10 protein-coding genes are annotated in these 12,093 nt (G+C 61.2%); 6 read left to right on the top strand and 4 right to left on the bottom strand.

Features of this window, described 5'->3' with window-relative positions; all coding sequences use genetic code 11:
• Positions 1–11: 11 nt before the first annotated feature.
• Both EOD42_RS07635 and EOD42_RS26500 read left to right on the top strand, forming a co-directional pair.
• Positions 12–713 carry a hypothetical protein gene (locus EOD42_RS07635; RefSeq protein WP_127786907.1) on the top strand — a complete coding sequence of 234 codons (702 nt, stop codon included), beginning with the start codon at positions 12–14 and terminating at the stop codon, positions 711–713.
• A gap of 281 nt (positions 714–994) precedes the next feature.
• The gene (locus tag EOD42_RS26500) at positions 995–1,120 is read left to right on the top strand and encodes a hypothetical protein (protein WP_276318134.1); all 126 of its coding nucleotides are present in this window, start codon (positions 995–997) and stop codon (positions 1,118–1,120) included.
• Positions 1,121–1,516: 396 nt separating this feature from the next.
• On the opposite strand, the gene EOD42_RS07625 is transcribed toward EOD42_RS26500, so the two are convergent.
• Both EOD42_RS07625 and EOD42_RS26640 read right to left on the bottom strand, forming a co-directional pair.
• Entirely contained in the window at positions 1,517–5,203 is a 3,687-nt protein-coding gene (locus EOD42_RS07625) for an Ig-like domain-containing protein (RefSeq protein WP_127786905.1), read from the bottom strand.
• Positions 5,204–5,380: 177 nt separating this feature from the next.
• Positions 5,381–5,590 (bottom strand): helix-turn-helix transcriptional regulator, encoded by a 210-nt coding sequence (locus tag EOD42_RS26640; protein ID WP_408902155.1) that lies wholly within the window; start codon positions 5,588–5,590, stop codon positions 5,381–5,383.
• Positions 5,591–6,741: 1,151 nt separating this feature from the next.
• Here EOD42_RS26640 and EOD42_RS07615 point away from each other — a divergent pair.
• The 4 genes from EOD42_RS07615 (at position 6,742) to EOD42_RS07605 (ending at position 10,420) form a co-directional block, all read left to right on the top strand.
• On the top strand, positions 6,742–8,073 hold the full coding sequence (locus tag EOD42_RS07615; protein ID WP_127786903.1) for a tyrosine-type recombinase/integrase: 1,332 nt from the start codon (positions 6,742–6,744) through the stop codon (positions 8,071–8,073).
• A gap of 1,125 nt (positions 8,074–9,198) precedes the next feature.
• A complete protein-coding gene (locus EOD42_RS25840; protein ID WP_164867823.1) occupies positions 9,199–9,372 on the top strand; it encodes a hypothetical protein in 174 nt (57 codons plus the stop codon).
• A complete protein-coding gene (locus EOD42_RS07610; protein ID WP_127786902.1) occupies positions 9,369–9,614 on the top strand; it encodes a hypothetical protein in 246 nt (81 codons plus the stop codon). The genes EOD42_RS25840 and EOD42_RS07610 overlap by 4 nt, the downstream gene beginning before the upstream one ends.
• A gap of 128 nt (positions 9,615–9,742) precedes the next feature.
• Entirely contained in the window at positions 9,743–10,420 is a 678-nt protein-coding gene (locus tag EOD42_RS07605) for a hypothetical protein (protein WP_127786901.1), read from the top strand.
• A gap of 103 nt (positions 10,421–10,523) precedes the next feature.
• On the opposite strand, the gene EOD42_RS26720 is transcribed toward EOD42_RS07605, so the two are convergent.
• Complete coding sequence (locus EOD42_RS26720) at positions 10,524–10,841, bottom strand: VpaChn25_0724 family phage protein (RefSeq protein ID WP_456308044.1); 318 nt, start codon at positions 10,839–10,841, stop codon at positions 10,524–10,526.
• Positions 10,838–12,076 carry a hypothetical protein gene (locus tag EOD42_RS07600; RefSeq protein ID WP_127786900.1) on the bottom strand — a complete coding sequence of 413 codons (1,239 nt, stop codon included), beginning with the start codon at positions 12,074–12,076 and terminating at the stop codon, positions 10,838–10,840. The genes EOD42_RS26720 and EOD42_RS07600 overlap by 4 nt, the downstream gene beginning before the upstream one ends.
• Positions 12,077–12,093: the final 17 nt, after the last annotated feature.

The raw sequence follows: 12,093 nt of genomic DNA, 5'->3' as shown, positions 1-12,093 counted from the left end.
GATCCGGATTCATGGCCACTGTTGAGAACTACGCGGATGTCGCCAAGGCGGTCTATGCCCGCCAGGACGGCCCCGCGGTCAACATGGGCAACCTCGAGGGCTGGCAGGTTCAGAAATGGGAGTGGGCGACCTGGTACGGCAATGGTTACCAGGGCGGCGTCTTTGCCAATAACAGCGACGTGATCGTCGGCTTCTCGGGCGCTCATGGCAGGGGGGGCGCCTCTGTCTCGCAGAGTGCCGGCAATGCCCGGATAGGTGTCAACGCCATCCCGAACATGGCCGGCAGCGCCACCACCATGGTGAAATGGGCCTTGAGTATCGCGTATGGCCGCCAGGTCAGCATGTGCGGCCATTCGCTGGGCGGCGGGCTGGCCGAGGTGGTCGGCAACTGGGCGGGGCTGCCGTTCATCTCCTTCAACGGGCCGGGCATGGCCTCCTACCTCAAGATGCCGGCCTTCAACCTGTTCAGGCAGCAGCAGCTGCATCGCGCCTCGACTTCCAACAACACCTCCGACGCGGTCGGCATCTGCTTCACCGTGCGAGGGGACGTGCTGGGCAGTTTCGGCGCGCATGTGGGCCACGAGATCGTGGTGGATGCCCATGGTGCCGAGAACACGCACAGCATGGACGCGATCATCATGGGCATCGGCAAGGAGAGGCTGCGGCACTCGCCCCGGGAGTTCCTGTCGAACTGGCCCTCAGCCCCGCGCTGAGGCGGGCAGATTGCGAAAAGTCGACGCCGCGCAACAAGCCTTCCGGGTTGATCGCCGGGCGTAGTATCCACCCGCGCCGAACCGTCTCCGGATGGTGGCGTGCCTCACGCTCGGTGGGATAGGCCGGGTGGGCCTTGTGTCTGGCAGCCCGGAAAGACGGGCCTGCGGGGCGAAGGCGGTGACGGCCCCCGGGCTTACTCGAAGGCGAAGGCCCGGATGGATACCCCATCGCTGAGTAGAGACAGAAAGCCAGTGCCGTCGAAGGTGAAAGGCGCATTGAGATGCCTGCGTGGCGCATACATGATTTCCGCCGGACCGGCGTGACGGCCATGGCCAGGCTGGGTGTGCTGCCGGATGTCGCGGATCGCATCCTCAATCATGCCGCCAGTGCCACCACCCATGGGTGAAGGGCATCTATCAGGTTCATGACTTCGCGGCAGAGCGAGCCGAGGCCCTGCCGCGGTGGGCGGATCATGTCCTCAGCGCTGGCGATCCGTTGCCCGCGCCGGAAAAGGCGGCAATCAGCCATCGCAAGGATCGAGTCCGGCGATCGTGGTTAGACCGAGCGACGCTGATGGGGCGCGCTGGCGAAGGTTGCCCCCCCACAAGACCCCTGCCCGCCTGCTTTTCCCGGGGCCGCAGCAAGCCACACAGAGCAAACTTCTTAGGTGCGCGATCTGGATGCTCTTCGCCCCTACTGACCAAAGCTCCTCCGCAATCGCCCCCAAGCGAATAAAGGTCGAGGCCGATACCCCGACCTTCTGCAGCAAGACAGGCAGCAGCGGCAGCGCGCTTTCAGCTCTCTAACCGAAGATGAAGTCGCCTACTGCCAAACTGGCTGCACCATGAACGAAGATGCTGCTGTCGCCGACGCTCACCTGGCTGTTGCCGCCACTAGACACGACGGTCAGGTCGCCAAAACCGTAGCCCGACCCGCGCAGATCCAGCTTCTGCCCCAACAGCCAGCCGCTGATCTGGTCATGCCCCCAGGACGCGGCGTCGAACACAAAGGTGTCCAGCCCGCCCTGAGAGTAGATCACATCGTCACCCATCCCGCCCTTCAGGATATCGGCCTCCGCGGTGCCCCACAGCGTGTCGTCGCCCCCGCCGCCATCCAGATTGCTGGCCCTGCCGGCGCTGTTGCCCACCAGGACATCGCTCCCAGCCGAACCCGTCAGCCGCGTCGCGGTCTCGATCAGCCGGCCGTACTCGACATTGGCCGCCAACGTATAGCCATCCACCGCCACCCAGGCGGTGTCATAGCCCTCACCCGGGTTCTCAACGATGGTGGCCGATACGTCCCGCAGCACGTATTGGTCGTTGCCACGCCCACCGATCAGCACATCGCCATAAGCGCCGCCGGTAAGCACCACGTCATTGCCGTCACCCAGTTCCACACGTGACCCACCGGAGGCACCCAACCACACCTCGTCATCGCCCGCGCCGGTCGAGATGGTGGACATGCCCATCCCTGCCCATACCTTGTCGTTGCCCAACCCCGTGCTGACGATGTTGGACCAGCCCGACAGCTCGATCGTGTTGTTGCCATTGCCGGCAGCGATGGTGGTATGGCCGCCCCAGGCGACCGTTACATGGTTGTTGCCGTTGGCCAGCGTCAGGTGGTTGTTCCAGCCCAGTAGTGCCACGGTGTTGTTGCCGTTGCCCGCCGTCAGCGTCACCTGGCCATCGGCGTCCTGTATGCGGTTGTCGCCGTCACCCACAGTGATCAGGTTGTTCCAGCCCTTCACATACAGGATGTTGTTGCCAGAACCGCCATCGACGGTGGCATTGCCCTCTCCAGACCAGATCGTGTCGTCGCCGGCGCCGCCGAAGATGACGTTGTTGTGGCCGCCCGCGGCGATGATGTCGTTGCCGTCACCACCGTCGATCCAGCTGTTGCCCTGGGTGCCCTGGATGAGGTCGTTGCCTGCCCCGCCCTCGATATGGTTGCCCCAGCCAGTGACGTAGATATCGTCGCTGCCGCCGCCAGCCAGGATGGTGTTGTTGCCGCCCTGGATGCGAAACACATCCTGACCGATGCTGCCGGTGAAGACCTGCCCCCAGACCGGCGGGCTGTGGATCTCGATACCAGGCAGTTCCACCTGCACCACGGTGACGGGTAGTGACGCATCAGTACCGGCATTGCCGACGCGATCCGCGTATGCCGCACCGGCCACACTGAGCGTGGCACTGCCGAGATCCTGCGGGGTGTGCCAGGTGAAGGTCAGGACACTGCCGTTCAACGGGCTGGCGCCGAAGCTGATGGTGCCGGCGCTGGCCAGCACCAGCTGCGCCGGGTCGAACCCTGCCGCCGGAGCCTCAGAGAAGGTAACAGTGCCGGTTACGGCCGAGTTAGGACCGATGGCGCCGGGCGCGAGCGCTATGACTGCGCCGGGCCGGACCGTATCGACGTAGAAGTCATTCGTGGGGTCGGTGGATAGGCCGGTGCTCAGCACCTGCACTGCATTGCCGGCGATGTCCGTCAGGGCGCCCGGTGCGATGCCGACGCTGCCCGTCACGCCGTCTTGCCCGGTGAGCCCCGCAAGGGTGACGGTGTAGGTGATGTGGTCCGTGGTCGCGACATTGGTGATCTGCGCACTGCCAGAAACCGTGAAGGCGCTGGAGGTGAGTCCGTAGACGGCCTCTGAGAAAGTAAAGGTTGCCGTGGCGGTCGAGCCGGCGTTGAGCACGGGCAGCGTGCCCACTGCGCCAGGCGCTGTCGTGGTGCCGAGCGCGGAGGTGACACTGACCGAACCTTGCGGCCCGGTGCGGTCGATCTGGACATGCATCACGCCCGGCGTATGTGCCGTGCTGCCATCCTTGAGCCATTCCGCGGTGATGGCGTGCTGGCCTTCGGCCAGGCCGGGCACGGCGATCGAGAACTGGCCCTGCGCATCGGCGGTGCCGGTGGCGATGGCGGCGCCCCCCTCACGCAGGGTGACGGCGGCGCCGGCAGCGGCAAAGCCGGTGAAGGTGAGAACGTCGGCGCTAGTGATACCGTCCTCGCTGGACGTGCCGGCATCGCTGCCGGACGCGACGCGGAAGTTCGTCAGCGCGCCAGGGGTGCCGCGTTCCAGCCAGATAAAGGTGTCGCCGCCAACCTGTTCGGTGCGCAGCACCAGCCCGGCCGGCAGCGGGGTGGTGCCTTCGCCGAGCAGGGTGATGGTGGCCTCGGGCGTGGTGTCGCCGGTGGTCTCGATGCGGATCACGCCGCTGCCCGCAGCGCCCAGCTCGTAGCTGACCTGGGCGGGGGCAAGTAGCGCTCCCTGGACCTGGATGCGCTCCCCGATCTCATAGCCCGCGATCACGTCGCCATCGAGATCCGCGATAACGTCGCGGATCAGATCCGTGCCCAGGCCAGACTCGAACCGGTCGGTGCTACCGGTGCCGGAGAGGATGTTGTCCCGCGCATCGCCAATCAACTGCTCAGGATCATTGGTACCGATGACCGCGGAGTTGTCGGGGGCCACGATGACCGGCAGACCGGCCGGGCGCAGGGTGATGGTGCGGTCGGAGAACTGCAGATACTGCATGTTCTTCAGCAGGTCGGAACCCTCGGCGCCCTCGACGCGAAAGGTGTCGAAGATGCCGGTGTAGTACCAGTTGTAGAGGCTGGAGGGGCCTGCATACAGGGCGGTATCAACGCCATCGCCGCCATCGAGGGTGTCGTTGCCGAGGCCGCCGCGCAGGGTATCGTTACCGTTGCCGCCATTGAGGGTGTCGTCACCCGCCCCACCGATCAGACGGTCGTTATAGCTGCCACCCCACAACAGCAACTTGCCGTCGGTCTCGGCGCTGCCATCGATCGTGATGCCGTAGGAATTCGCCAGCACCTGCAGAGTTTGGCCTGCGCCAACCAAGCTGTCCGCGAGGACAAGCGACTGGTAGGTAACGATCTTCTCGACGCCATGGATCACAGCCGTATCCAGGGACGGGTACCAATAATCTGTCTGGATGTAGAGAACATCGTACCCGGCACCGCCCGTAATGGAGAGGTGCGACGATGGGGCGTACCCATAGATGTAGATGCTGTCGTCGCCGTCACCGGCATCGATGGCATAGCTGGAGACGCCGTCATCGGTGACGGAAGCCTCCAGCGTGTCATTGCCGGTGCCGCCCGTCGCGATGCCACCCTGATAGGTCAGGTTGAGGTAATCATCTCCGTCGCCACCATCCAGGTCGTTGCGACCGCTGCCGCCATCGAGATAGTCATTGCCATCCCCACCGCGCAGGATGTCGTTACCATTGCCACCGAACAGGTTGTCGGTGCCGCCGCCGCCTAGCAGCGTGTCGTTGCCATCGCCGCCGTCCAGCCTGTCATTGCCGATGCCGCCTTCCAGAAGGTCGTCGCCCAACCGGCCATACAACTGGTCGCCACCATCCACCCCGCGCAGCACGTCATCGTATTCCGTGCCGTATTGCGTATCCGACCCAGACGTCCCGGTATAATCCATACCGCCGCCGGCGAGGGGAATGGTGGTGCCGCTCATCTCATCGCTCCCGGATTGCCACGGGCGTCCAGTGAGAGGAGCGCATCGTGACTCAAATTTTCGTGACCCGGATTAGCAGCAGCAAATCGAACGAAACTTCACCCGGTTGGGTGAAATTCAAAAATATAGACCAATGGCTGATTGCGTCATCGAACATATCCCGGTTAACGGTCGGCGTTATGTTTCAGATGGCAATCTTGCAAGCAGCAACGCCAACTGAGCCTGTTGTGTACAGCCTGCCTTCGCCATCGCAGATTTGAGATGGCTGCGAACTGTCTCCACCGAAATTGACAGTGTCTGTGCGATGTCAGTTGGTCTCAGGCCCATAAGGATACCGAGGGCCACATCCGTTTCCCTTCGGCTGAAGCGGAATGTGTCGCGGAGCATCTGTGGGCTAGGGGGCCTTACGCCTGCACCTTCCAGCACCGAAATTGAAACGATCAAAAGATTTGATATCGGACGATCTATTGAAAGCAGGGTAACTGGCGACCCAGTCCGACTTCGTAACGTTAAGAAAGTGTGATGGGGGGCAGCGCACCCAAGAACTGCGCGCCAAGTAGCTTCCTCTTCCTCGCGTCGGAGCCGCAGCACCCCCTCCACGACATAAACTGCACTTTGGTGCTGCAGGAAGGCGAGAGCAGTCACGCTCGCAGACAGAATCCGGCCTCCTTCATCCAAAAACAAAATGGGACTGACAAGACCTCTAGCAATATCATCAATATTGACGATCATCTTATGCCGCATCATGTTAATGTGAAATACGGTAAATATGTTATAAATTTTATCAACTGGGATTCTAATTTTACCCCTCAAAGAGAAAGCAAGCTCCCGGACGACGTATCCCCCAAATCCCTGGGAATTGCTTGCCCACTATGCGCAAAGCCACGGCACGCGCATTCACTAGCCAGCCATTGCAAGGAGGGTACAACGGGGCTGTTACAGGGCGACGGGGCGCAACGCCTGCAAAGGCCGCATGCGACCGGACCTGCCAGAGGGTGGGGACAAATCTCTGAAGGATGCAGGGGGGCGGACCGCCGGACCCCTCATGCAGGGATTTCTTATTCTCAACCAGAACTTGGATATAAGATCAGGAAGTTGGGACGGCGGTCCCAGGATCGCGCGGAACCGCCGTAATGGCTTCCGCAAGGCCGTCCGACATGCGGCGGCGGCATGGCTTTAATGGAGCCAGCCTCGACTGAGCCGCCCACGACTGCCAACCAGTGTCATTCTGAAGGATCCGCCAAGAGTCCGCAAAAAAGGCGCAGCCTCTCAACAAGATTCCGGAAAACGGCCTGAAACGTTTGAAATGTTTGGTGTCCCCGGCGGGATTCGAACCCACGGCCCCAGGATTAGGAATCATCGGGTTTAGCCTACGCTGGCTTCCGCTGGCCTCCTTAGAATCGCTGAGAGTCATAGACTTATCCTAGCATTAGCCTCCGCCACCCTACGCACCTCTCCGCTTGACTACGTGCCTCGCGTCCGGTCAATGTCCGGTCAGGGGCACAGGATTTGCGTCCGGTCAGACCAAGGGTACGGGCATGGCGATCAAGGTGCAGAGCGAAGGGCCGGTGCGGATCACGCGCACCTCCATTGAGGGCGCCTGGAAGCGTCGTGCCACCGGGGTGCGGACAGTGATCCGCGATATGGAGTGCCGGGGCTTGGCGTTGGTGGTGAACCCCACCGCCATGTCCTGGGTCTACTCCTACAAGCCCCGCGGCATGGATCCATTGACCGGTAAGCGCTTCCCCACCCGCAGCCTGATGATTGGCACGCCGGCCAGTCACTCCCCTGAAGACGCCCGTCTGGAGGCGAACAAGACCAAGGGATCGCTGGCTACAGGCGGTGACCCAGCAGGACAGCGGAAGGCAGCCCACAGGGCGAACGCGGTGAAGATCGCCGCCACCGTGGACCGCCTAGTGGAGATTTACGCTGAGGCCTTGCCCCACCGCCCGAAGATGAGGGGCCGTGGCACCCCAGGTGCCGCCTATGTGGCTACAGAGCTGGCCCACCTGCGTGCTGCGGTGGAGACCATGAAGGCTGGCGACAAGGCGGTGCGGGATGTAAGTGCCCCCGATCTGCGCACCCTGCTGCGCGCCGAAGCCAAGCGTCCAGCTGTTGCCCGCCATCGCTTCGGAGCCGTCTCACGATTCCTGGACTGGTGCATGGATGATGGGCATGCGCCGTCTAACGTTTGCCTCTCGATCGGCAAGGATAAGCGCCCTAAGCCTGCCGCTCCTCGGACCCGTCACCTCACCCCTGACCAAGCCGCCATCATCTGGAAAGCTGCGGAGGGTATGGACCATGGGGTGCATCGGGACTTTGCCCGCTTCCTGCTGGTGGTTCCCTGCCGCCGGATCGAGGCGGCCAGAATGGACTGGCGGCATGTGGATCTTGATGGAGCGATCTGGACGCAGGCTGGGAAGATGACGAAGAACGGGGAGCCCCACCGCCTGCACCTCCCTGCCTTGGTGCTGGATATACTCCGGCAGCGACATGAGGCCGCAGGCAAACCCAAGACCGGGCTGGTTTTCAAAGCCCCTGTCTCCGACAATCCGTTGTCCACCTTCTCGGCCATCAACGCCAAGCTGGACGAGCTGTCCGGGTTTGATGATTGGGCCTGGCACGATCTGCGCCGGACCTTTGCCACAGGCGTCGCAGAGGTGGGCGTTTCTGAATCCGTCGCGGACGCCATGCTTAACCACAAGCAGTCAGCTACCCGCGGGGGCGTCATGGGCGGCTATCAGTATGCAGTCCGCTGGCCTGAGAGGGTGGCAGCTATGGAAGCCTGGGCCTCATCGCTGGCGGCGGCCATTGAGGGCAAGCCGCAGCCGAGCAACGTTGTGCGCCTTCTCCCTCGCAATGCTAGCTGAACACCCCCAGACCCGTTGATCCGACTTTGACGCTGACCCCCAAACGCATAGGGAGCATAGGGGTCATAGGGGGGGGCGAGCGGATGCGTTTGGTCCGAAGCGGAAGCCCACAACTGCTCACTGGAAGCACATCAGCTCACAAATCATTGATACGAATCCGGATCAATTACCTTGCCCGGCAATCGAATGACCGGGCATTAATTTTCCTGAAACGCGGTTCTGGTGGCGCTGCAACAGGGCGCCCGCCCTCGTCAACCCGACAAACTCTATCATAGGTTGTATTTTGGACTTCACTTCTACGTGATCATCCGTAAGCAATTTCAATCAGAACGGCTCAATGAGAGCACGATTCCAAAGGCTTCTGATGACAAGCGAATGTCCCATCGGAAATTGTGCCATTTATGCAACAGGCAATCACTCACATGTGAGTGATTATGCAACCGTAAGTTGCCTATTGCCTCCCGAGTCGCATGATCACGAGGCATCGACAGAAACGGGGTTGAGTAAGTGGTCCACCAGAATGATGGCGTCACGGAAGTCCAGCGCACCAAGCAGTCAATCGTCGCCATGCTCCGCTATGCGGAAGACGCTCTCACTGATCACGGACGGAGCTTTGAGGCAGCCGTCTTGCGCCATGTTTGGGAAGGGCTGTGCTCCTATCCCGACGAGCAGCAACAGTTCCACCAGAGCGAGAACAACATGCTGCGCTCCTCAACCCAAGGATAGTTGCGGGATTGCACGGTTCCAGCCAGCTAGGTGCCCGCTTCGCACTGGGGGTTACGGCTCCCACTACTGGCCGTCGCAACCTATCGTCGGGCAACGGCTTAGAGATGCGGGGAACAAGACGCTTGAGGGCATGGAGTCCGCATCTTGAAGAACACGCCGTTCGGCTTCGACATCAACCGCCCCGGCGCTGACGTGCCTAACCCAGGCCCTAAGGACTGGGAGAGGCTTATGAAGCTCTGGCATCAACTCGGAAGCCAAGGGCGGAAGGTCGTATATGTGACGGCGTTCTCAATCGCGGCGAAGCAAGGCGTGATCGGGCAGGACGAGCCCATACTCCCGACTGGCGAATGAGATCGCCGATTTGCTGATGAGCGTGTCGTCACCTGCTACAATCGATGGATGAGCAGATCTAAGTTTGTGGGAACACGCATCGAGGAAACCACACTCGACGCGCTCGACAAGGCAGCCAGGCAGGTAGGATGCAACAAGGCCCAGTTGATGAACATCATCCTGGTGCGCTGGCTGACGGCTCGCGGCTACCTCGCCGAGGAAGGCCAAGAGGTGCTCCCGTGAAGGTCTATCGCGATATCGCTGGCGAGCAACGGCTTGTAGGCCGGGCGGACATTCCCGAGAGCGTCGGCGCAGTGTTCGAGGTGCCACTATTCGGAGCTTCGTCCACAATTTCGGAGCGCTTCATCGTAGGGGCGGTCACGTCATTCCTGACCGGCCGAGACACGCCATTTGTCGAGCGGGCCATCATCGCCAGCCCTGACCAGATGGTGGAGTTACTGCCCGGCTGGCAGCCGCTGATGTAGTGGCGATGCGTGCTGAAACGACTGAATGATCGCGAGACAGCAGTATGAAACGAGTGCTCTTTGGGTTGCGTACAGAGTGGCAAGATCGACTTTTGCAGGGCGCTTCCGATGCAGGTTGGACCGGGAGTATGGCACTTCTGTCGGAGGCCAACCTGTGTGACGCAGACGTTGTAGTTCCCCTTACGCTCTTTGATCGCCAGTGCCTTGAAGGGCGCCATTCACCCAATGCGATCGTGCCGACCGCGGCTTCAGAAGCGCTGTGCCACGACAAGCTGGCCTTCAATCTTGCCGTGATGGAGGCGGGTCTCGGCAAGCACATCCCGGCCATCGTGGAAGTGCCGGACAGCTTCCCCGTTATCCTGAAGCGGCGGCGAGACGCCTGGGGCGAGCACTCACGAATTCTGCACGGCCTACCGCCCAGCGCACTAGATCCAGCAGAGCATTTCCTACAGGCGTACATTCCCGGCAACGAGGAGTGGGCCACACACCTACTTCTCCGAAACGGCCAGGTGATGTTCGAAGCCACCATCCGCTATGAGATGCCGCTCGGCCCTTACGTCAAAGGCATTCGGATGGGCGAACTTCGCTCCGAGTGGCAGACCGACGAGACACCTCACCTCGAATGCTTTCAGCGCATCCTCCAGGCAGTAGGCTTCACGGAAGGGACCTGCTGCTTCGACTACCGGGTGCATGAGGGCGTTCCGTTGGTGTTCGAATTGAACCCCCGGTTTGGGGGATCGCTGATGGGCCAGATTGGCCCTTACCTGGACGCCTACCGGGCAGCGTTAGCCGTCGAGTTCGCATAACCGCTGCCCGTCAAATCCGTCGAACTCGCACAGAGAGCTCATCCGACTTTGGCGCTGACCCCTAAACGCATAGGGAGCATAGGGAGCATAGGGGTCTATGCGATTAGTACGGACATTCGGGGTATGCCTTCGCCACGCCGGGAACTTCAAGCCGTCCGGCTGCTACGTCAGCGCCTCGCGCGGTCAGCTCGACGACGTGCACCCTTTCGCATTTCTCGAGGGTAATGAGTTTCTGTTCAGCCAGAGCGTGTAGTTGCTCGATGAATGAATCCCTGGACCCACGCAGCCCAATTAAACCCAAACATCCCTGAAGCACCTCAGCATTCGAGCATGGTCCTAGGCGATCGAGTAGGCGAAGTGTCGCAAGGGCTCGATGTTCTCGAGCAATTTCTAGGACCCCGTCCGGAATGTTAGATTTCATCGGTGTATGTCCTGTCCGGTAGCCCCGTCGCCATCAATCGCGGGATGGTTGACGGGCCCCACCCAACGCTTCGTGTCTCGCAAAACTCGTCCCGACAGCACTGGGTCGAGGGCATTAGCTTCGCTGAGGGCCCAAAGCGTCCATTGGGCAAGAAGATCGGGAGCCAGCGTCTCGGGCAACTGAGCACACCGTTCTCGTACTGCCGCGACATATCGCCGGATACGCTCAGCTTGCTCGAGGTCATTTGCGCCCCCGAAGAGCGCATCCCGCCGCGCCTTCAGAGCCGCCGCTTCACAAGCGATCCTTTGCTCTCTCGCACGGCCTGCAGCAGCTTCTAGCTCCTCCGCCTTCCTCATTCGGTCAGCTATTGCCCAGTCATAGCCTCGGATCGCGCCTTGGCGTGCCCGGGTTTCCGCATAAAAGAGTATCCCCCGCAGGATGTCGGCCAATTGCTGCTCAATAGGCAGCGCGCCGTCACGCCACGTTCGGACAGTTGATCTGCCGTCACGACCGTCTTCGAGGACGTCGAGGCGTATCCCTGGTTTGTCCGGCACACCTGCCCTGCGCCGATGACGAAAGGGGTCTTTGTGGGAACCGTCTTCGACTCCAATAAGGATACTCACGGACGACGCCCCTATCTCCAGCGAGAAGTTTTCGCCTTCCTGTTTGCTCCCAAAAGCATCTATTCCGAGATCACCTAAAAAATTCAGGAGTTTGGAAAGAAATTTCAGGCGCCTCTGCTGTATCGGCTTTGATAAATTTATATAAAAAAGTTCGTAGTATGCATCATCTTCACCAGGGCGTCTTTTGGTTTTCCGCTTCTCTTCCTGCTCAAGTAGCTTAGCCACAATCGGATGAGACTGCGCGAAGCGCCTACGGAGATCCAAGCCTCCAAGGACAGCCTCAATGCGCTTTTTTGCTTCTGCTAGATCTAGAAATTCTGGGCGAAGCAGTGCCTTCGTATTTGTACCTCCAACCCCGGTGGGTGGGGCCTTGAGAGCGGGGAACAGACCACCAAGGCCTGCCTTCTGAAGCGGGGTTGGAGGAAGTGGGGGAAGAGATTGCGCAACCACTGCCTTCCCTGCGTGGACCTTATTCCAATAGCCTCGCGGGGGCACCGGCACGCCTGCTCTGCGGCATTGCTTGGCCAGTGCCACATCTGAGATGCCGCGTTCAGCAGCAGCCGTCCGCATCGGCTTTGCCCATACCAGAGCGTGAAGCTCCTCACGTGTCATGGCTCTCTCCGACTCGC

Source organism: Rhodovarius crocodyli (assembly GCF_004005855.1).
GTDB lineage: Bacteria > Pseudomonadota > Alphaproteobacteria > Acetobacterales > Acetobacteraceae > Rhodovarius > Rhodovarius crocodyli.
Note: the sequence above shows the minus strand (reverse complement) of the source record. Positions and strands in the feature narration are given on the sequence as shown.

What these genes read in the sequence shown, in the direction of transcription:
- EOD42_RS07625 (WP_127786905.1), bottom strand. Translation starts at nt 5,203, where the DNA reads ATGAGCGGCACCACCATTCCCCTCGCCGGCGGCGGTATGGATTATACC.
- EOD42_RS25840 (WP_164867823.1), top strand. Translation starts at nt 9,199, where the DNA reads ATGAGCAGATCTAAGTTTGTGGGAACACGCATCGAGGAAACCACACTC.
- EOD42_RS26500 (WP_276318134.1), top strand. Translation starts at nt 995, where the DNA reads ATGCCTGCGTGGCGCATACATGATTTCCGCCGGACCGGCGTGACGGCC.
- EOD42_RS26640 (WP_408902155.1), bottom strand. Translation starts at nt 5,590, where the DNA reads ATGCTCCGCGACACATTCCGCTTCAGCCGAAGGGAAACGGATGTGGCC.
- EOD42_RS07605 (WP_127786901.1), top strand. Translation starts at nt 9,743, where the DNA reads ATGGCACTTCTGTCGGAGGCCAACCTGTGTGACGCAGACGTTGTAGTT.
- EOD42_RS26720 (WP_456308044.1), bottom strand. Translation starts at nt 10,841, where the DNA reads ATGAAATCTAACATTCCGGACGGGGTCCTAGAAATTGCTCGAGAACAT.
- EOD42_RS07635 (WP_127786907.1), top strand. Translation starts at nt 12, where the DNA reads ATGGCCACTGTTGAGAACTACGCGGATGTCGCCAAGGCGGTCTATGCC.
- EOD42_RS07600 (WP_127786900.1), bottom strand. Translation starts at nt 12,076, where the DNA reads ATGACACGTGAGGAGCTTCACGCTCTGGTATGGGCAAAGCCGATGCGG.
- EOD42_RS07615 (WP_127786903.1), top strand. Translation starts at nt 6,742, where the DNA reads ATGGCGATCAAGGTGCAGAGCGAAGGGCCGGTGCGGATCACGCGCACC.